This is a genomic window from Campylobacter concisus (genome assembly GCF_902460715.1).
In the GTDB taxonomy this organism is placed as follows: domain Bacteria; phylum Campylobacterota; class Campylobacteria; order Campylobacterales; family Campylobacteraceae; genus Campylobacter_A; species Campylobacter_A concisus_AK.
On the sequence record NZ_CABPUX010000001.1, the window covers coordinates 547,743 to 566,922 of the forward strand.

The 19,180-nt window shown below is 42.5% G+C and carries 19 protein-coding genes; 2 read left to right on the top strand and 17 right to left on the bottom strand.

Translation table 11 applies throughout. The features are described from left to right. Positions 1-249 precede the first annotated feature (249 nt). The 7 genes from F3G91_RS02735 to F3G91_RS02765 are packed head-to-tail and all read right to left on the bottom strand — an operon-like array spanning position 250 to position 6,758. Entirely contained in the window at positions 250-1,527 is a 1,278-nt protein-coding gene (locus tag F3G91_RS02735; protein WP_149700609.1) for a dihydroorotase, read from the bottom strand. 2 nt (positions 1,528-1,529) lie between these two features. After that, positions 1,530-2,459, bottom strand: coding sequence for an aspartate carbamoyltransferase catalytic subunit (locus F3G91_RS02740; RefSeq protein ID WP_103603331.1), 930 nt, complete (start codon positions 2,457-2,459; stop codon positions 1,530-1,532). Between the two features lie 17 nt (positions 2,460-2,476). Beyond that, positions 2,477-2,887, bottom strand: coding sequence for a tetratricopeptide repeat protein (locus F3G91_RS02745; protein WP_149700610.1), 411 nt, complete (start codon positions 2,885-2,887; stop codon positions 2,477-2,479). Between the two features lie 9 nt (positions 2,888-2,896). After that, positions 2,897-3,124: a hypothetical protein gene (locus F3G91_RS02750; protein WP_012140046.1), complete on the bottom strand. Its 228-nt coding sequence runs from the start codon at positions 3,122-3,124 to the stop codon at positions 2,897-2,899. Next, on the bottom strand, positions 3,121-4,146 hold the full coding sequence (locus F3G91_RS02755; RefSeq protein WP_149700611.1) for a DHH family phosphoesterase: 1,026 nt from the start codon (positions 4,144-4,146) through the stop codon (positions 3,121-3,123). The genes F3G91_RS02750 and F3G91_RS02755 overlap by 4 nt, the downstream gene beginning before the upstream one ends. Before the next feature lie 9 nt (positions 4,147-4,155). Next, complete coding sequence (gene flhA, locus F3G91_RS02760; RefSeq protein WP_149700612.1) at positions 4,156-6,351, bottom strand: flagellar biosynthesis protein FlhA; 2,196 nt, start codon at positions 6,349-6,351, stop codon at positions 4,156-4,158. Positions 6,352-6,353: 2 nt separating this feature from the next. Then, positions 6,354-6,758: an Rrf2 family transcriptional regulator gene (locus F3G91_RS02765; protein WP_004317794.1), complete on the bottom strand. Its 405-nt coding sequence runs from the start codon at positions 6,756-6,758 to the stop codon at positions 6,354-6,356. Positions 6,759-6,904: 146 nt separating this feature from the next. Here F3G91_RS02765 and rpsO point away from each other — a divergent pair, with 146 nt between their 5' ends. Together rpsO and fdhF are read left to right on the top strand one after the other, a co-directional pair. Next, positions 6,905-7,177, top strand: a complete 273-nt coding sequence (rpsO, locus tag F3G91_RS02770) for a 30S ribosomal protein S15 (protein ID WP_004317763.1) — start codon at positions 6,905-6,907, stop codon at positions 7,175-7,177. Between the two features lie 357 nt (positions 7,178-7,534). Further along, positions 7,535-9,811 carry a formate dehydrogenase subunit alpha gene (gene fdhF / locus F3G91_RS10690; RefSeq protein ID WP_411160722.1) on the top strand — a complete coding sequence of 759 codons (2,277 nt, stop codon included), beginning with the start codon at positions 7,535-7,537 and terminating at the stop codon, positions 9,809-9,811. Positions 9,812-10,078: 267 nt separating this feature from the next. On the opposite strand, the gene cmoA is transcribed toward fdhF, so the two are convergent. From cmoA to F3G91_RS02830, 10 genes are read right to left on the bottom strand one after another with little or no spacing between them, the layout of a single operon-like run. After that, positions 10,079-10,783, bottom strand: coding sequence for a carboxy-S-adenosyl-L-methionine synthase CmoA (cmoA, locus tag F3G91_RS02785; RefSeq protein ID WP_149700614.1), 705 nt, complete (start codon positions 10,781-10,783; stop codon positions 10,079-10,081). Continuing rightward, positions 10,780-11,673 (bottom strand): bifunctional riboflavin kinase/FAD synthetase, encoded by an 894-nt coding sequence (locus F3G91_RS02790; RefSeq protein WP_149700615.1) that lies wholly within the window; start codon positions 11,671-11,673, stop codon positions 10,780-10,782. Before F3G91_RS02790 ends, cmoA begins: the two co-directional genes overlap by 4 nt. Beyond that, positions 11,639-12,352, bottom strand: a complete 714-nt coding sequence (gene tlyA / locus F3G91_RS02795) for a 23S rRNA (cytidine-2'-O)-methyltransferase TlyA (RefSeq protein WP_149700616.1) — start codon at positions 12,350-12,352, stop codon at positions 11,639-11,641. The genes F3G91_RS02790 and tlyA overlap by 35 nt, the downstream gene beginning before the upstream one ends. Beyond that, entirely contained in the window at positions 12,342-14,285 is a 1,944-nt protein-coding gene (gene ligA, locus F3G91_RS02800; RefSeq protein WP_149700617.1) for an NAD-dependent DNA ligase LigA, read from the bottom strand. Before ligA ends, tlyA begins: the two co-directional genes overlap by 11 nt. Before the next feature lie 41 nt (positions 14,286-14,326). Beyond that, positions 14,327-15,187, bottom strand: a complete 861-nt coding sequence (ybiA, locus tag F3G91_RS02805; protein WP_149700618.1) for a riboflavin biosynthesis intermediates N-glycosidase — start codon at positions 15,185-15,187, stop codon at positions 14,327-14,329. A gap of 24 nt (positions 15,188-15,211) precedes the next feature. Continuing rightward, entirely contained in the window at positions 15,212-16,351 is a 1,140-nt protein-coding gene (gene folP / locus F3G91_RS02810; RefSeq protein ID WP_149700619.1) for a dihydropteroate synthase, read from the bottom strand. Next, entirely contained in the window at positions 16,348-16,968 is a 621-nt protein-coding gene (locus F3G91_RS02815; protein WP_103580876.1) for a DNA polymerase III subunit delta', read from the bottom strand. Before F3G91_RS02815 ends, folP begins: the two co-directional genes overlap by 4 nt. Next, complete coding sequence (locus tag F3G91_RS02820) at positions 16,969-17,508, bottom strand: HobA family DNA replication regulator (RefSeq protein ID WP_021087775.1); 540 nt, start codon at positions 17,506-17,508, stop codon at positions 16,969-16,971. Next, complete coding sequence (locus F3G91_RS02825; protein ID WP_149700620.1) at positions 17,508-18,707, bottom strand: aspartate kinase; 1,200 nt, start codon at positions 18,705-18,707, stop codon at positions 17,508-17,510. Before F3G91_RS02825 ends, F3G91_RS02820 begins: the two co-directional genes overlap by 1 nt. Then, positions 18,707-19,171 carry an RNA pyrophosphohydrolase gene (locus tag F3G91_RS02830; RefSeq protein WP_021085954.1) on the bottom strand — a complete coding sequence of 155 codons (465 nt, stop codon included), beginning with the start codon at positions 19,169-19,171 and terminating at the stop codon, positions 18,707-18,709. The genes F3G91_RS02825 and F3G91_RS02830 overlap by 1 nt, the downstream gene beginning before the upstream one ends. Positions 19,172-19,180: the final 9 nt, after the last annotated feature.

The following is a 19,180-nucleotide window of genomic DNA, read 5'->3' on the forward strand; positions in this document are numbered from 1 at the left end:
TGTTTGGTCCAATAGAACATGCACTAAGACCTGCTTTTTTCTCTAAAAGCACTCCACACTCAAGTCCAGCATGCACGGCTGTTATCCTTGCATTTGGCTTATAAATTTTAAGTTCATCCAAGATATCGTTTGCAAAATTATCATTAAATATAACTCATAAAAAAAGTAAAATTTGCTAGAAATTTCTAGCAAATTTTATATTTCAAAGCATCTAAAGCAAATTTGCCCGCAAGTGCGAGCAACTTTAGACTATTTCCCAAACTCATAAACGATCTTGCCACTTTTTATCGTGGTAGTCGCTGCGCCTTTTAGCTTTTTGCCAAAAAGTGGAGAATTTACCGATTTTGAGCGGTTTATCTTCTCATCATAAACATACTCGATCTCAGGGTCTATCACCGCGATGTCAGCTAACAAGCCCTCAGCAAGTCTGCCCTTATCTTTTAAATTTAGCATCTTAGCTGCATTTGTAGATGTTAGCTCCACCATGCGCTCTAGGCTTATAACGCCCTCATTTACGAGCTTAAGAGTGAGTGGCACAAGGGTTTGAAGTCCGATGATGCCAAATGGCGCCTTGTCAAATTCCATTATCTTTTCATCTGTGTGGTGCGGTGCATGATCGGTGGCGATAACGTCTATAAGACCACTTTTTAGTGCCTCTCTTACCGCTTTTACGTCGCTTATCTCACGAAGTGGCGGCGACATTTTGAAATTTGTATCGTAGGCATTTTTCAAAATTTCATCGTCGCTAAAGCTAAAGTGGTGAGGTGTCGCCTCGCAAGTGATATTTATGCCCTCTTTTTTGCCCATTTCGATGATCTTTAGCGAGTACTCTGAGCTTACGTGAGCGATGTGGATGTGCGCTTTGGTGAGCTTTGCGAGCAGCATATCACGGCTCACTGCGATCTCCTCTTTCTCTCTCGCCATGCCGCGAAGTCCAAGTATGGCTGAGACCTTGCCCTCGTGCATGACGCCCTGCCTGCAAAGCGAGCAGTCCTCTGAGTGGCTTATACAAAAGCTATTAAACATGCTTGAGTACTCAAGTGCCGCTCTCATCACGCTTGAGCTAGTCACTGGTAGGCCGTCATCACTAAATGCGACTGCGCCAGCTTCTATAAGATCGCCCATTTCAACGATCTCGTTGCCACCAAGCCCTTTGCTAATGGCTGCGATTGGTAAAAGGTCGATCAGTCCACAGTTTTTAGCCTTTTCTATCATCGCTCTTGTGATTGAGGCATTGTCATTTACTGGGTTTGTGTTAGCCATGCAAAGGCAGGTGGTCACTCCTCCAGCTACGGCCGCTTGCGAGCCTGAGATGATGTCATCTTTATACTCTTGACCAGGATCACGAAAATGCACGTGCATGTCGATAAGTCCTGGCATGACGAGCTTATTTGTAGCGTCTATGACCTTATCAGCCTCAAATTTCTCACTTCCGATTTTGGCTATTTTGCCGTTTTCTATTAGGATATTTGCCTTAAATTTCTCGTCGCTATTTACAATAGTGCCGTTAATTATTGCTATTTTCATCGTTAGCCCCTATTTTTTGCAAGCGTATTTAGTATCGCCATTCTTATCGCAACGCCGTTTTCAACTTGATTTAGTATGACTGAGTGCGTGCCGTCAGCCACGTCTGAATTTAACTCCACGCCCCTATTTATCGGTCCTGGGTGCAGCACGATCGCATCAGGCTTTGCTAGTTTTATCCTATTTTTATTTAGTCCAAAGAATTTCGAGTACTCTCTCGAGCTTGGAAACGCCACGTCCGCACCGCCACGCTCTAGCTGGATGCGAAGCATGATGATGACATCGCTACCCTCGCAAGCCTCCTCCATATTTTTGCAAATTTGAGACTCAAATACCTCAGCGTCTTTTGGCATCATCATTCTTGGCGCAAAGAGCTTTAAATTTATGCCAAATTTCTTCATCGCCCAGATGTCAGACCTTGCCACGCGGCTTCTAGCGATGTCGCCGATGATCGCCACGTTTAAATTTTTATCCAAAATTTTGCCGTGCTCTCTTAGTGTGAAAAGATCAAGCAGAGCTTGGCTTGGGTGCTCATTTGTGCCGTCCCCTGCATTTACGACGCTAGCTTCTGTTCTATCAGCTGCAAATTTCGCCGCTCCAGAGCTTGGGTGACGAAGCACGATGATATCAGTTCTCATAGCAGCCATGTTATTCATCGTGTCATTTAGGCTCTCGCCCTTTGTCACGCTAGAGCTTGATGAGCTGAAATTTATCGTATCAGCTCCAAGTCTCTTTGCTGCGATCTCAAAGGATGTTCTAGTTCTTGTCGAGTTTTCATAAAATGCGTTGATCGTGGTCTTTCCACGAAGGTAGTCATTTTTTTTCACTTGGCTTAAATTTAGCTCCTTAAACTCTTTCGCCGCCTCTAGAAAATATAAAATTTCTTCCTTGCTAAGCTCTCTAGTTCCTATCAAATCTTTATGTTTGTAGCTCATTTTAAGCCCTTTTTGATCTATTTTATTACAAAGTCACAAGCCGGTTTGTAGCCATTGTCGCAAGCTTTTTTAAACAAAGCTTTTGCCTTCTCTTCGCTTTTTGCTTCATTATCATCTTTGTCTTTTATGAGGCCATAAGCTGTCATTTCGCCTAGCTTTTCGCAGGCCATGCCCTCATTTTCGTCGCACATTTTTGTAAAAATTTTCTCAGCCTGAACTCTATCCTTCGCCACGCCATCGCCGTTAAATAGCATGATCGCATTCATCGTGCAAGCTTTCTTCTCACCCTCGCCGCAAGCTTTGTTAAAAGCAAGATAGGCCTCGTTAAAATTTTTCTTTGCATAAAGCTCGTTTGCCTTGTCTAAATTTTCATTTGCCATAGCATTTAACGCAAAAATTGCCGCTGCAAAAACTAAAATTTTCTTCATATTTTCTCCTTATTTAAATAACTTTGGATGGTGTTTTTTCATATATTCAACTATCTCTATGACCTCGTCGCTACCGCTAGCATCAGAGTTTTCTAGCGCATCGTCGATGCACTCTACATAGAGATTTGCCGCCTCTTCAAGCTTCTCTTTTTTCACGCCAGCATAGTAAAACATCGCTTCAAGCACCATGCTAAGCTCATAGCTAAGCTCCTCTACGCTTACCTCTTCTTCTTTCATATCTCCTCCTGTGTTTTTTTAGTTATTAGATCAACTATCTGCGCCTTGATCGGCTCATAGCTAAAGCCATCTTTGAAATTTGCAAACAAGCCACCGCTAGCATTGACGTGTCCGCCGCCACCAACTAGGTGTTTTGCCATGGCGCTAACGTCTAGCTTACCATTTGCACGAAAGCTTAGCGTTTTTTTATTTGTCACGTCGATAAAAAAGTCAAATTCAGGATTTGCCACCAAAAAGTCGTTGCCGATAACCGAAACATTGCCGACATTGTAGGTTAAAATTCCTTTATGATCTTTATAAGTGATGCTAAATTTCTCTTTATTTTCACTAAGTTTTTTTACGACGTAGTTTGAGATCAGGTTGCTTAGCGTATCGTCTTTATCCTCTTTGAAAAATGACTTTTTAATGGCATGCACCTGCATGTCAAGGCCTATATAGTCGTTTTTATCGTTAAAAAATTTGCTCGCTTCTTTTAAGAGATGATCCATATATAGGTTGTTTTCAGCTTCAAACATCACCTTATTTATCTCTTTAGCGTTTGCTACAAGCCCCAAGCAGACCTTGCCCATCTCGAAATTTTTATCATCTTTTAGCCAGATATCCACGGCATTTACGACGTCACTAAAAATTTCAAGCTCTTTGTTTTTACCAAAAATACCCGCAAAAAAGTCGTAAGTGATCTTTGTAGCGCACCTTGAACTATCTAAAAAATACCATGGGTAAGCGCTCGCGCACTCGGCACCACTTTGGTGATGATCTAGCAAAAATAGCTTTATATTTTTACCATCTATCATCTCCTCAAAGCTCTCACACTGAGCCGGAGTTAAATTTAGATCAGTGATTAAAATGACGTTTTTATCATCGTTTGAGGCATCTATCTCAGATAGAATTTGAGCAAATTTATCATCTATCTCTCTGCCGTAGTTTGAGTTTAGAAATTTCACATCTTTGAAGTAAAAATTTGTTATGTATTGCGCGCCGTATCCGTCAAGATCGGTGTGCGAGAGGTGATAAATTTTCATCTTTTTCCTTTATAAATTTTCTATTTCTATGACGCCAACTGTTTCAAATGGCGTATTTGCCGAGATCTCAGCAAAGCTTAGCACCACTATGTCGATGGCAAAATTTGTGCAGATATTTGCTATAAATTTGCGCAAGCTTGGCTCCACGCAAAGCACCATCTCTCCGTGCTGGCTCATCGGTCGTTTCTCTTTTTCACGCCTAAGTGCTTGCACGATCGATGACGTCTGCGCCACGTTTATCATCAAGTGATATGCGCCGTCTTTATACTGCACCGCGTCCATAAGCTTTTGCTGTGCGGCAGTGTCTAGGATGTAGAAATTTAGCTGTCCCTTTTCATCTACATAAAGTGAAGTGATGACACGTGAAAGCGCTGCACGCACGTGCTCGATGATCATATCTAAATTTTTACTAACCTCGGCGATGTCGCTGATGGCTTCAAGTATGCTAAGTAGGTCTTTGATCGGTATATTGTCTTTAAGCAGCGTTTTTAAGACCTTTTGGATCAAATTTATAGGTGCGATCCTTAGCGTATCCTCGACCACGACTGGGTAGTCGATCTTTAGTTTGTCTAGTAAATTTTGCGTCTCTTGGCGAGTTAAAAGCTCGGCTGCGTTTTGCTTGATAAGCTCGCTCATGTGCGTTGAGATGACGCTTGCAGGATCAACTATCGTGTAGCCACTAAGTATGGCGTCCTCTTTGACGCTAGCATCGATCCAAAGAGCGTCTAGCCCAAAAGCTGGCTCTTTTGTCGGAATTCCTTCTATATCCTCGCTCACTAGGCCACTATCCATCGCTAGAAATTTATCCGCGTAAATTTCGCCCTGACCGATCACGATGCCTTTTAGCTTGAAGCGGTACTCGTTTGGTGGTAGCTGGAGGTTGTCGCGGATCCTTATCTTTGGCATCAAAAAGCCAAGACTTGAAGCGATGTTTCGCCTCATAGCGCGAATTCTCTCTATTAGATCCACATCAGCTAGCTTTAGTAGGCCATATCCTAGGTCAAGCTCTAAAATTTCAAGCTTTAAGATGTCATTTATCTTTGTCTCTTCTTCTCTTGCGATCTCCTCGTCGCTCTTCTTTGGTGCCTTAGCAGTCCCACCACTCGCAGCTGCTGCCCCTGCCCCACTTGGCGTAGCAGTTCCAGCCTTTTTAGAAGCAGTTTTCTCTTTTGGTGCAAGGCTTAAATTTAGCCCGCCATCTTTGGTCTGCTTGATGATGTAGCCAAGCCCCAAAAATAGCAGTGCGATAAAGCCAAGAGATAGGGTTGGAAGTCCTGGGACAAGGGCAAACATAAATAGTATGAAGCCCACTATCAGCAAGGTTTTATAGTCGCCTAATAGCTGATTTAGCGTGCCCTCTGCAAAGTCCTCGTCGTCTTTGCTAGCCCTTGTGATGATGATAGCAGTCGCTGTTGAAGTGATAAGTCCAGGTATCTGGCTAACTAGGCCATCACCGATAGTTAGGATCGTATAGTACTGAGCCGATGTCGCCATATCAAGGCCGTGCTGAAACGAGCCGATAGCAAAGCCGCCGATGATGTTGATGATAGTGATGATGATACCAGCGACGGCGTCACCTTTTATAAATTTAGACGAACCATCCATCGCGCCGTAGAAATTTGCCTCGCCGATGATGGCTTGACGTCTTTCGCGCGCCGTTTTTTCGTCTATTAGACCTGCGTTTAGATCGGCATCTATCGCCATTTGCTTACCAGGCATCGCATCAAGTGTAAAACGTGCTTGCACCTCACTCACGCGGGTTGAGCCCTTTGTTACGACCATGAAATTTATGAGTACTAAGATACAAAAGACGATGGTGCCGATGATGAAGTTGCCACCAACGACGAAATTTCCAAAGCTTGAGATGATCTCACTGACCGCTTCTGGGCCGTTGTGACCCTCGCTTAAGATCATACGCGTGGTTGCGATGTTTAGCGAGAGACGAAAAAGCGTGATGATGAGAATGAGCGTCGGAAACGTGCTAAGGTCAGTCGGCTTTGGCACGTAAATAGATATCAAAATAATAAGCACTGAAATCGAGATCGAAAGTGCCAAGAAAAAGTCAAGCACCGCACTTGGAAGCGGCACGATGATGATAGCAAGGATGGCAACGATGATGCCAACGATGCTAAGACTTTTAAATTTGACAATCGGCGCAAGAAACGGTGCGACAAGAGTCAAGATATTATTTTTTTGCTTTGCCAACTTTACTTCTTAACGATGTCACTTAGTTTTATCGCGTCAAGCATCTCGTCGATCTTGCCTTGAAGGCCGCTAAACATTGACCAAATTTGACAGCTTGAGGCTTTGTTTGACGGGCAACCAAGCGCTGAAGATGAGCACTCAAAGACGCTTAGTTCGCGCTTTTCGGCACATTCGATTATCTTTTTTATGCTTAAATTTTCAGGTTCGCCGTTTAGTGCAAAACCGCCATTTGCTCCTTTAAATGACTTTAAAACTCCATCTTTTGCCAAATTTTGTAAAATTTTTGCCAGAAAACTTTTTGAAATTTTAAGCTCATTTGAGATCGTATCAACATCAACTGGAGATGATTTTTGAGATATTAAAATAAGCGAAAGTAGAGCGTATTCGCTTGCCTTTGTAAAAAGCATTTATATTCATTAACTCTTTAAATAGCCCTAATTTTATTAAATTTTTACTGCATTTTTTATTAATTTTTAAAAAGCGTAATTTTATCTAACTTTATGTTTTAAATGCTATAATCGCTCTTCCAAAATTCACCAATCAGGAGGTCATCATGGCTTTGGATTCGGCTAAAAAAGCTCAAATAGTTGCGAAATTCGCTAGAAAAGAGGGAGATACAGGCTCTCCAGAAGTTCAAATAGCTCTTTTAACAGCTAGAATAACTGAACTTACAGAACACCTTAAAATTTTCAAAAAAGACTTTTCATCACGTTTAGGTCTTTTGAAACTAGTTGGTCAAAGAAAAAGACTTTTAAAGTATCTTAAAAACAAAGACTACACTACATATTCAAAACTAATCTCTGAGCTTGGCTTAAGAGATAAATAATCCACGGAGAGCGATCTGCTCTCCTTTTAAATTTCGCCTTTTACTTTCAAAATTTCTCTTTATTTTTATAGTTTAAACAGCTTGCCTCAAACTAAATTTAAATTTAATTTTTCATCTTTCAGCTTCTGTGTCAAATTTACACAATTTATTTCTTATTTGATAAATTTTAGAAATTCATGCAAATTTAGCATATTTTTAAATTCCTATATATTCGGCTTTTTAAATTCTATATAAAATATAACTTAAAATTAAAATTTATTTTTTAAATAAAGAATTTTTCATAAAAGATTAAGTTTCGCACTAGTAATATTACTCAAAATAAATATGCAGAAAATGCATAATTAGAAGGAGAAAGTGATGAAAGAAGGCAAAGTCATCTGTCCTTATTGCGGGACAGGCTGTCAAGTAACCTTGCACGTGGAAAACAACGTCGTTCGTGCCGCTACTGGCGTCGAAGACAATCCAGTCAATCAAGGAAATTTATGTTTAAAGGGCTTTTATGGCTGGGACTACGTTGCAAGTCCAGACAGACTTACAAAGCCGCTTATTAGAAAGAAAAATGGGGTCTTTTCAAAAGACGGTGAATTTGAAGAGGCAAGCTGGGACGAGGCGCTTGATCTTGTCGTAGAAAAGATGAAAGAGGCAAAAGAGAAATACGGCCCTGACTCACTAGCAGGAAACTTCTCAGCACGCTGTACATTAGAGGACAACTATGTCGCTCAAAAGCTAATGCGCGCTGTAATTGGTACAAATAACGTCGATCACTGCGCTAGAATTTGACACGCTCCGACAGTAGCAGGACTTGCTAAAACAATCGGAAACGGAGCTGCCACAAATAGCTTTACAGAGATTGGCACTTATAGTAACTGTATATTAATGATAGGCTCAAACCCAGAAAATGGTCACCCAATCGCAGCTATGCACATCCAAAGAGCGCTAAACCGCGGTGCAAAACTGATCGTTATCGACCCTATCAAGACTGAGTTTGCAAGTAGAGCAGACATCCACTTGCAGCTAGAGCCTGAGCACAACATCCCTGTTATCAACGCACTTCTTTACACTATCATCGAAGAAGGCCTTGTAAATGAGGAATTTGTAAGAGATCATACAATAGGCATCGAGTACGTTAAAGAAGCTGTAAAAGACTATGCTCCAGAGGTCGTAGCTAAATACACAAGGCTAAATCCAGAGGATATCAGAGCAGCTGCTAGAATGTATGCCACCACAAAACCAGCCGTCATCACTCACGGCATGGGCGTAACTCACTTCAACCACGGTGTTGGCGGAGTTTGCGACGTATCAAATTTATTCTTGATCACTGGAAACATCTGCGAGCTTGGCACAGGCGACTTACCGCTTAGAGGTCAAGAGAACGTTCAAGGTTGCTGCGATATGGGCGTTTTACCAAACATATTCCCAAATCTTGGCTCAGTTACCGACCCAGAGCAAAGAGCTTGGTTTGAGAAAATGTGGCACTTAGAGCCTGGATTTTTAAACTCAAAGATAGGCATCCATAAAACTGAAGTACCTGATGCGATCCTTGATGGCAGAGTGCATTTCTTCTGGACTATCGGCGAAAATCCAGTCATCTCTGAGCCAAATACAAACCACTTCTTAAAAGGCATCGCAAATGTCGATTTCTACGTGGTTCAAGATCTATTTTTAACTGAGACTTCACTAAAAGCTGACGTCGTTCTCCCTGGCGTTGCAAGTAGCGAAAAAGAGGGTCTTTACACAAACGCAGAGCGCCGTGTCCAGCACAACGAAGCAGTCATCACACCTCCAGGTGATGCTAGACAAGACTGGTGGATCGTTTGCGAGATCGCACGTCGTTTGGGCGCAACTGAGGGCTTTAACTTTAACTCACCAGAAGAGATTTGGGAAGAAGTTAGAAAATGCGACCCTAGACGATATGGTGGCATGAGCTACTACCGCATCAAAAAATACCACGGACTTCACTGGCCATGCCCAACTGAAGATGATATGGGCGGTCAAAGCCTCTATCTTGATAAGAAATTCTTTACTCCTGATGGTAAAGGTCGCTTTGTACCATGCCTATTTGTGGACAGTGCCGACGAGATCGAGCCAGCAAAACTTGAGTTTGCTAAGAAGATGAATATGTCGCCTGAGTATCCTATCATGGCTGGCTCAGTTGATGAGAAGACTGACGCTGAGTATCCGATACAGCTTTTAACTACAAGAAAAGTTTATCAATACACAGTTGGCACCATGACAAGACGCTCACGTGCCATCGAAGAAGGCGGAGATAGCATCGGACCTATCGCTGAGATGAGCCCAGCGCTTGCAGAAAGATACGGACTAAAACAAGGCGACTTTATCAAAGCTTGGAGTAGATACGGCTACATCGTCGTAAAAGCTGAAGTGACTGACATCGTACCTGATGGCATCATCCAGATGACTTTCCACTACTGGGAGAGCTCTTGCAACGAGCTAACAAGCAGCGGTTGGGACTTCATTAGCAAGACTCCGACATTTAAAGCAGCTATCCAGATCAAAAAGATCGATGAAGAGGAATTTTTACGAGTTCGCGAGCTAAAACGCGAGAAATTCCAAACTTCTAAGATCATCTATGATGACTTCCACCACCACGGAAACGCAGCGATAAATGAGTAAATTTAGCGGGTAACTCCCGCTAAATTTATTTACTACTAAATTTAAATTTCTAGTTTTACAAATCCTAAGATATCACTTGTTTTTATATTTTTTTAATTAATTTTATAAGTTTCAAGCGATTATTAAGCAGATCAAAACTGATTTTTAGTCTTTAATTTTAAATTTTTATTATTTAAGCCATATCTATATTAGAAGTTTTTGGGGCATTAGTTTTATAAAGCATGCCCTAAATATTTGAGAATAAAATAGCTTTTTCAAAAGAGAATTTTACTTAAACGCCAAAAAACTCATGAAATTTCCCCATTTAAATGTGCTCTCGACACGCTTAAAGCCAGCATTTAGGGCTAAGTTTCTATTTTCTTCTTCGGTGTATGGCACCAGCACATTTTCAAGCGCCTCTCTTTTTTGGGCGATCTCGTAGCGTGAGTAGCCTTGCGCTTGCTTGTAGTCCTCGTAAATTTCTATTACACTTTTAGTAAGCTTTTTATCTTCAAAGATGATCTTTTCGCTAAACAAAAAGACTCCATTTTCATTTAGTCCGTTATAAATTTTTTGCACCAGATCAGCCCTTTTTGGCGGTCTTATAAACTGCAATGTATAGTTTGCCAAAACAGCGTCAAAGCCCTCTAGCTCGCACTCTAAAATGTCATCTAAGATAAACTCTATATCAGCCCCATAAGCCTTTGCCTTGTTTTTTGCATTTGCAAGCATCGCCTCAGAGTTATCCACACCGCTTAGCACGAGGTCGTTTCTAAGGTTGTTTATCAAAAGCAGGCTATTTGCCGTAGAGCAGCCAAGGTCGCACACTTTTGCTGATTTTGGCAAAATTTTAGTCAGCAACTTTGCGTTTAAATTTGAGCTAACGTCATAAAATGGTACCGAGCGCGAGATCATATCGTCAAAAACACTCGCCACAAAGTCATCAAATTCAAACTGCTTGCTTATAGGCTCTTTAAAAATTTCATCTCTCATATACCAGCTCCATATCCATCAAAATATCTCATCGTCTCTCCAAAAAAGAGATCACACACGCCCACGCACTGCCTAGCCTCGTTTATATCGCGCTTTATCTGCTCTTTTAGCTCGCTTAGATTATTAAATTTTTTATTATCGCGCAAACGTTTTATGAAGCAAACGGCAACGTGCTTCGTCACTTTTGGCGCGACCTCGTCTAAGATGTGCGTCTCGACGCTAAAATTTCCATCCGTGCTAAGCCTGTTGCCTATAAAAGTGACCGAGCCATAGGTGTATGAGCCCATTCTGGTTCTTGTCGCATAGACGCCCTCGCGCGGCAAAAGATAGCTTTTTATATCTAAATTTAGCGTCGCAACCAGCTCTTTTGCGCCGATGCCCTGCCCTTTTATCACGTTGCCCTCGATCGAGTACTCCCTGCCTATCAGCCTGTTTGCCTCATCGATGTTGCCTTGGCGTATCAGCTCTCTGATTGATGAGCTATGCACGCCCATACCGTCATAACAAACCTCATCAACGACGACCACCTCGCCATCAAAAATTCTCTCCAGATCATACTTGTCCCAAGCCCTATTTCTGCCAAATCTAAAATCAAATCCAACAACGATCTTTTTTAAATTTTTAAAATCATGCTTTAAAAGCGCGATAAATTCCTCGCCGCTAAGCCCCTTTATAGCGTCAAAATCATACAAAAAACATGGGTAGCTCGAGTACTCGGCTCGCTTTAGCTTTGGCGTTATGTTTGCCTTGTTTTTGTCGATGACGACAAGTCCGCCAAACTCGCCAAGCTGTTTTAGAAGCTGCTTGTGCCCCCTGTGCACGCCGTCAAAGTGCCCGATCGCAACGGCAGTGATGTTATCTTTTGTTAAAAGCGTAGAAAAATTCGGCATTTCCTTCCTTTCCCTTGACCTCGCACTCTTTGCAAGCTATCAGTTCAAATTTCAAGCTACTTGCTAGCACTTCAAAGCGCTTCATAGCTAAATTTACAGCCTTAGCGTCGGTGACAACGCCTTTTTTGTTGCGTTTTACGCCAACGCCCACTTCAAACTGCGGTTTAAAAAGCGTGATGATGAGCGAATTTTTGCTTGCTAGCTCGCAAATAGCAGGCAAAATTTCAGCCAAAGAGATAAAGCTCACGTCGCAGGTTATTAGATCAAATTTATTTTGATGCGATTTAGCAAACTCCCTGACGTCAGTTTTCTCATAAATTTTCACTCGCTCATCGCTTCTTAGACTAGCATCTAGCTGATCAGTGCCCACATCGACGCCAGTCACGCCCTTTACGCCACGCTCAAGCAAAATTTGCATAAAGCCACCAGTTGAGCTTCCTATATCAAGTGCGTTTTTGCCAGCTAGGTAAAATTTCATCGCCTCCAAAAAGCTCTTTAGCTTAAGTGCACCTCGTCCAACATAAATTTCATCAAGCAGTGAAATCTTAGCCTCGCTAACCTCGCTTGAAACCTTGGTGCAAATTTCGCCATTTGCTAGCACCTTGCCAGATTTTATAAGCTCGCTAGCCTTGTTTCTACTTATATTTAAAACGCTTGCGACGTAGTTATCAAACCTCAAGTTTTAGCCTCTCATATTCGCTCTCATCGATCACCAGCACGCCTAGCTCATTTGCTTTATCAAGCTTACTGCCAGCCTCCTCGCCAGCTAGGACGAAGTCCGTTTTTTTAGAAACTGAGCCAGAAACCTTTGCGCCAAAGCTCTCAAGCTCGGCTTTTATCTCATCTCTTGGGCGACTTAGCGTGCCAGTTATCACGACCGTTTTACCGCTTAGCGCGTTTGAGATGCTCTGCACCTGCGTCACGCTTGGCTGCACGATCTGACTAAGAGCTAAAATTTCGTCCCTATTTACCTCAGCAAAATCAATTAGACTATTTGCCATCTCCGCGCCAAAGCCCTCAAGCGAGATAAGCTCCTCAAAGCTAGCATCAAGCCAACCTAGCCCAAAACTGCTTGCTAGCTTTTTAGCCGCCACTTCGCCGATGTGCTCGCAGCCAAGACCCGTGATAAAGCGAGATAGCTCCGCACCTTTGCTAGCCTCAATGGCATTTAAAAGGTTATTTACCTTTTTCTCTTTAAAGCCCTCAAGCGCCATGAGATCATCAAATTTAAGGCTGTAGATGTCTTTTATGCAAGCAATCAGCCCCTTGTCAAATAGCAAATTTACGATCGCATCGCCAAGGCCGTCGATGTTTAGGCATTTTTTCGATGCGTAGTGGATTATTGAGCCCACCACTCTTGCTCTGCAGCTTAAATTTTGGCACTTTACAAAGACCCCTTCATCAAGCAGGTGTGAGCCGCAAACTGGGCAAAATTTAGGCCTATCAATCGCTTGCTCGCTGCCGTCTCGCCTATCTTTAAAAACCTTTGTGATCTTTGGTATCACATCTCCTGAGCGGATGATGCCGATGTAGTCGTTTTTCATAACGCCAAGGCGCTCGATCTCATCAAAGTTGTGAAGGGTGGCGGATTTTACATTGGCGCCATCTATATTTACCTCATCAAGCACGCCAACAGGCGTTACTACGCCGCTTCTGCCAACTTGAAGTGCTACGTCTCTTAGCCTAGTCACCTTTTCAATGGCTGGAAATTTAAACGCCACCATAAATTTTGGAAATTTGACTGTGTAGCCTAGCTCTTCACAGCGTGCAAGGTCATTTACGCGTATCACCATGCCATCCATCATCACGCTCTTTGACTCACGGCTAGCTAGTAGCTCGTTATAGGCAGTCTCAAGCTCATCTTTTTTTAAAATTTTGAAAAATTCATCTCTCTCAAAGCCAAGATCTCGCACAAATTTCATCACCTCGCTGTGATCTTTTAGCCCAAGAGTATGCTCGCCCACGCCCCAAGGTATAAAAAGTAGCTTTCTTTTAGCAGTCACCGCACTATCAAGCTGTCTTAGGCTTCCAGCAGCTGCATTTCTAGGGTTTGAAAGTGGCGCCTCGCCCTCTTTTGCGCGCTCTGCGTTTAGTAGCTCAAAATCATCTTTTCTTATGACGACTTCGCCACGAATTTCAATGAGCCCTTTGTAGCTAATGCTTTTTAAAACAGAATTTATCGTCCTTGCATTTTGTGTCACATCCTCGCCTGTAACGCCGTCGCCTCTTGTGATCGCCCTAACTAAAACGCCATTTTCATAGAGTAAATTTAGGCTCGCTCCGTCAAATTTTGGCTCAGCGACAAAGGTTAAGTTCTCTTTATCGCCACGCTTTAGCCACGCTTCAAGCTCGCCAAGGCTAAAGATATCCTCCATGCTCCACATGCGCTTTATGTGGCTTGCCTTGCTAAAGCCCTCTTTTACGCCTCCACCCACTCGCTTAGTCGGCGAAAATAGCGAAATTTCACTGGGATTTGCCCTCTCATATTCAAGCACCGCGTGATATAGCGCGTCATACTCCTCGTCGCTTGCAAGTGGCTCGTCCTCGTCGTAGTAGGCCTTTGCCCACGCATTTAGCGTATCTACTGCTTTTTCATACTCTTGTTTTGTCATTTTTGCTCCAAATTTACACCGCATTTTATCTTAAACATACTTTATAAATGATCCAAATTTAACTCTCTGGCGTCACATAAATGGACATTTTTATAGACCTTTGCTATCTCGTCTCTAGCCCTCATCAGCGCAAAGCCGAGCAAATTTTGCCCGCGCCACTTCATAGGATTTTGCGCATTTTCATCGCTTGCGCCCAAGCCTATACCCCAAATTTTATCAACCGGGCTTGCCTCGACTAAAATTTTGCTCCCAGTTTGTAGTAAAAAATCTCGCAAAGGGGCATTTTGGCTAAATTTTAGATAGCTCGCATTTAGCACGACGCCAAATTTGACCTCGTCCCATACCTTAGCATCAAAGCCACGCACCTGCCTGCCAAGCGCCTTCATCTGCGCTGGATCTTTGGCGGATAAAATTTGCTCCAAAGCCTCTTTATCGCCAAAACACTGAGCCTTTTTAGCCATCATATATTGCTCGGCGCAAATGTATCTACTCTCGTCTTGCCAAAAGCTAGAGGCGTACCACTGACTAAGACAGCTTGCACTTAAATTTGCGCTCTTTTGATGACCCCAAAATAATATAAATTTATCCGACTTGCCAGCGTTGTAGCGCTTTTTTAGCCACTTTAACTCATATCTAGGCTCACGCTCCCAAAGGTCGGTGACAAATTCATCTTTGATAAAAAGCGTGCTTTCATCAGAGCCTAGTCTCTCATCCCAGTAGCCACGCCACGTCGCAGGCTCAGCAAAGAGCTGCTGGTATTCGCGCTGCTCGTCTTGACTTAGCGTTTTTAGCCACTCTTTAAATTTAAACTTATAATCCTCGCCGCAGCCCATCCTCCAGCCGATAGAAAAGGGGCTAATATCTGGAAATTTGATCCAAGGTGGTGGCAATAAATTTCTCATCTAGCCTCTTTTTAGCCAAGCGCCCTACCAAAGCGTGGCTTGACTCATCGCCTCGTGCATATCGAAAAGCTGCTTATGCTCTGCCACGTCGTGCGTTCTAATGATCTGCGCACCGTTTTCGAAGGCCTTTAGATGCAGATAAAGTGAGCCTGGTAAGCGCTCCTTGACCTCGCTTTTATAGTAGTGATTTATGACTGATTTGCGGCTAGCGCCGACTAGCAGCGGGCAGCCAAATTTCAAAAAATGCTCCAAATGCTTAATAAGCAGCAAATTTTGCTCAGCCGTCTTGCCAAAGCCGATGCCAACATCAAGCACTATCTTTTTAGCGCCAAGCTCCCTTGCAAGGACAATCTTTTGCTCAAAAAAATCCGTTATTTCGCCAATTAGGTCGTTATACTTTGGCGCAATCTGCATCGTGGCAGGGTCTCCTTGCATGTGCATCATGCAAAACTGGGCATCATATCTTGCAGCAAGCGGGGCTAAATTTGTATTTGCCGTGATGTCATTTATCATCTTAAAGCCGTGGTTTAGCGCAAATTCTAAACAATACTCATCAAAGCTATCAAGGCTAAATTTTGCTTTTTTGTGTAAATTTAGCTTGTAAATTTCTTCTATGATATCTTTTATACGCCTAAACTCCTCCTCGCGGCCGCAATACTCGCTCCCTGGCCTTGAGCTAACGCCGCCAAGATCGATATAGTCTGCGCCTGCTTCGATCATGGCTTCTATTTTTGCTATGCCATTTTGCGTATTTATGCGGCTTTGCTCGTTAAAACTATCACTATTTATATTTGCAACGCCCATTATAAGTGGCTTTGTGGGCTTTGTAAATTTAGTCTCTAAAAAGGCGGCAAGCTTTTTAAGCCCAAAGTCTTGCAGCTTCTCTTTTTTAGCTAGCTGCCTTAGCTGCGCGTTTGTCGCCATTAGCAAGGCTTTATTTAGGCTCTCGCGACCTAAAATCGTATCACTATGCGTAACTAGCTCGGCGCCAACACTTAGGGCGTCTTGCTTTAGGATATTTGCCGCTGGGGTCTTTATCTCGTCAATGAAGATAAAATTTATCTCGCTCTTTTCGCGCATGAGCTTCGCACCAGCCGGACTTGGCGAGACGGCCTTGCAAATTTGATCAAAGTCGCTTTTGTTATTTATCTTATAAAATTTCAACGTCGTCCTTTCTCAAAGATAGTAAGCAAGAGTGGCGTTAAAATGGCGTGAGACTTGGCGTTTAGATCAGCAAGCTTGATGAGTGAGAAAAAATACTCCATCTCCTCGCCACTAAATTTATACCCGCTATCAACCGCCTTTGTCACGATAGCGCCCACAAGCTCTTTTAGCTCGTTTTTGCCAAATTTTTGCGCCTGCTCCTCTGCTATCTTTTGATCGATAAAGCTTGTTAGCTCTTTTAGGCTGAGCGATTTTAAATTTAGCTCCACACTCATTTTTGGCTTTTTGGTGAGCTTATTTTCTATGAGCATCCTCGATCTGATCGTTGGTAGAAGTAAATTTTTACTCTGCGTTACTATTATAAATTTGATATTTCTTGGAGGCTCTTCGATGATCTTTAAAAGTGCGTTTTGAGCCTCGGTGCGAAAAGACTTAGCCTCTATGACTAAAATTTTCTCATCTTTTTCAGCGATGTAAGCTTCGGCGATGACCTCTTTTGCATTTTCTAGTAAAAAATCATCGCTTATAAAAAATCTTAAGTTATTTACGCCAAACTCGGCTTCAAGCTTGGCTTTTAAATTTTCAAAATCGCTTGTTATGACGATTTTATTTAGCATTTAGAGTATCACCTTTGCAAATAGCACAGCGTCTATGCTCTTGTCAAAAAGTTTATATAAATTTAGAAGTTTGATGTCTAAGTTTTCATCGCTCGAGCTTAGCGTGAAGCTGTTTTGTGCCTGCTCATCAAAGAGCCACATATAGCTGTTTTCGTCAGTCTTAGCTAAATTTGCACGCTTGTCTATGCTTTTGCCGATGTAAAAAAAGATGTAGCCATTTGGAAAGGCAAGGCTTAGCATATCTTTTAAAAGCTGCTTTTGCTCGTTTGTCTCGACGCTGTCAAAGGCTGGATAGAGCGATCTTAGGCTGAAAAATGGCAAAAATGGACGCTCGCTTTTTGTGCGGTTGATATTTCTTAAAAGATAGTTTTCAAACCACTCTCGCTCATCGTCGCAGATGACTATAAAAGCCTTGCTATCAAGCAAAAATTTAAGCCTAGATGCAAGCAAAGGCGTCCATTCGACGCGCTTCTCCTCCATCCAGCTCATATATCTTTCGCTTCTTATAGTCTCAAGCGTCCATTGGATAAAATCTTGCATTATTTATCTAACTTATACGCATCGTGAAGTACGCGAACCGCGAGCTCGCCATATTTTTGATCGACGATCATTGAAATTTTTATCTCACTTGTTGAGATCATCTGGATATTTATCCCCTCTTTTGCAAGCGTCTCAAATGCTAGACATGCTACGCCGCTGTGGCTCTTCATGCCTACGCCGATGACTGAGACTTTCACGATCGCATCGTCATACTCGACATGTTTTGCAGCTGAGAGCTTTTGCATAGTCTCTTTTGCTAGCTCAAGCTCGTTTTGTGGCACTGTAAAGCCTAAATTTGTCGTGCCGTCGTGTCCTACGTTTTGGATGATCATATCTACATTTATATTTTGACGAGCTAGAGCTGTGAAAATTTCAGCTGCGATGCCGGGCTTGTCTACTACGCCTCTTAAAGTTACTCTTGCTTGATTTTTATCTAGTGCTATACCGCTTACTAAAACCGCTTCCATATTATCTTCCTTTGCTATTAATGTACCTTCGTTGTGGTTAAAACTGCTTCTTGTGATTAGTTTGACATTTAGTTTTTTTGCTAGCTCGACTGAGCGATTTTGAAGCACTTTCGCCCCAGCAGAGGCAAGCTCAAGCATCTCGTCATAGCTTATCTTTTCTAGCTTTTTTGCCTTTTTTTCTATCCTTGGATCAGTCGTATAAACGCCATCAACGTCGGTAAAAATTTCACACAGATCAGCTTCAAGCGCCCCTGCTAATGCAACCGCACTAAGGTCACTTCCGCCCCTACCTAGTGTGGTGATATCACCTTTGTCGTCTATGCCTTGAAAGCCTGCTACGACGACGATCCTGCCAGCTTTTAGCTCAGCCTTTAGCCTAGTGGTGTCTATCTTTTCTATCCTAGCTTTTGTGTGAATTTCATCTGTTATTATCCCAGCCATTGCGCCAGTTAGCCCTACGCACGCATAGCCTTTTGCATTAAGTGCAATCGTCAAAAGTGCGGTGGTTACTTGCTCTCCAGAGCTTAAAAGCATATCAGTAGCAACGCCGTCTGGGTGCTTTGAGAAATACTCACTATATTCAACCAATTGATTTGTAACTCCACTCATCGCAGAAACTACCACAACCACGTCAGCGCCGCTGTTTTTAGTCTCTATGACCCTATTTGCCACAGCTTCGATGCGCTCAAGCGTGCCTACGCTAGTTCCGCCAAATTTTTGAACGATTAACATCAAAAATATCCTTTCTCTTTAAAATAACTCAAAACTTTGTCATAAATAGGCTTTTTGAAGTGGTTTATCCCCTCTAAAGCCTTGTTGATATCTACAAATTTATACTCGCTAAACTCTGGATGCTCGGTCTTTAAATTTATGCTCGCACCATTTTTTAGCCTAACCAGAAAATACTTTTGCGTCTGCCCATCATATGGGTAAAATTTCTTTGACGCATTTGCTGGAAAGTCGTAGCTAAGCCAGTCAGGATACTCTTCTAAGAAATCAAATTTATCAGTTCCGATCTCCTCTTTGAGCTCCCTTTTTAGCGCTTGTTTTGGACTTTCGCCTTCGTCTATGCCGCCTTGAGGAAACTGCCAGATATCGTCCATATCAACCCTTTTTGCGACTAAAATTTCGCATTTAAAAGGGTAAGAGCTAGACAAAATGACAGCTGCTACATTTGGTCTATATTTTTTTTGCATGTTTTTTCC

Excerpts from the sequence above, each read along its gene's own strand:
- F3G91_RS02735 (WP_149700609.1), bottom strand. The coding sequence starts at position 1,527 with ATGAAAATAGCAATAATTAACGGCACTATTGTAAATAGCGACGAGAAA.
- F3G91_RS02790 (WP_149700615.1), bottom strand. The coding sequence starts at position 11,673 with ATGCCGAATTTTTCTACGCTTTTAACAAAAGATAACATCACTGCCGTT.
- F3G91_RS02750 (WP_012140046.1), bottom strand. The coding sequence starts at position 3,124 with ATGAAAGAAGAAGAGGTAAGCGTAGAGGAGCTTAGCTATGAGCTTAGC.
- F3G91_RS02740 (WP_103603331.1), bottom strand. The coding sequence starts at position 2,459 with ATGAGCTACAAACATAAAGATTTGATAGGAACTAGAGAGCTTAGCAAG.
- F3G91_RS02755 (WP_149700611.1), bottom strand. The coding sequence starts at position 4,146 with ATGAAAATTTATCACCTCTCGCACACCGATCTTGACGGATACGGCGCG.
- ligA (WP_149700617.1), bottom strand. The coding sequence starts at position 14,285 with ATGACAAAACAAGAGTATGAAAAAGCAGTAGATACGCTAAATGCGTGG.
- cmoA (WP_149700614.1), bottom strand. The coding sequence starts at position 10,783 with ATGAGAGATGAAATTTTTAAAGAGCCTATAAGCAAGCAGTTTGAATTT.
- F3G91_RS02820 (WP_021087775.1), bottom strand. The coding sequence starts at position 17,508 with ATGCAAGATTTTATCCAATGGACGCTTGAGACTATAAGAAGCGAAAGA.
- ybiA (WP_149700618.1), bottom strand. The coding sequence starts at position 15,187 with ATGAGAAATTTATTGCCACCACCTTGGATCAAATTTCCAGATATTAGC.
- F3G91_RS02830 (WP_021085954.1), bottom strand. The coding sequence starts at position 19,171 with ATGCAAAAAAAATATAGACCAAATGTAGCAGCTGTCATTTTGTCTAGC.
- rpsO (WP_004317763.1), top strand. The coding sequence starts at position 6,905 with ATGGCTTTGGATTCGGCTAAAAAAGCTCAAATAGTTGCGAAATTCGCT.
- F3G91_RS02815 (WP_103580876.1), bottom strand. The coding sequence starts at position 16,968 with ATGCTAAATAAAATCGTCATAACAAGCGATTTTGAAAATTTAAAAGCC.
- F3G91_RS02825 (WP_149700620.1), bottom strand. The coding sequence starts at position 18,707 with ATGTTAATCGTTCAAAAATTTGGCGGAACTAGCGTAGGCACGCTTGAG.
- F3G91_RS02745 (WP_149700610.1), bottom strand. The coding sequence starts at position 2,887 with ATGAAGAAAATTTTAGTTTTTGCAGCGGCAATTTTTGCGTTAAATGCT.
- F3G91_RS02765 (WP_004317794.1), bottom strand. The coding sequence starts at position 6,758 with ATGCTTTTTACAAAGGCAAGCGAATACGCTCTACTTTCGCTTATTTTA.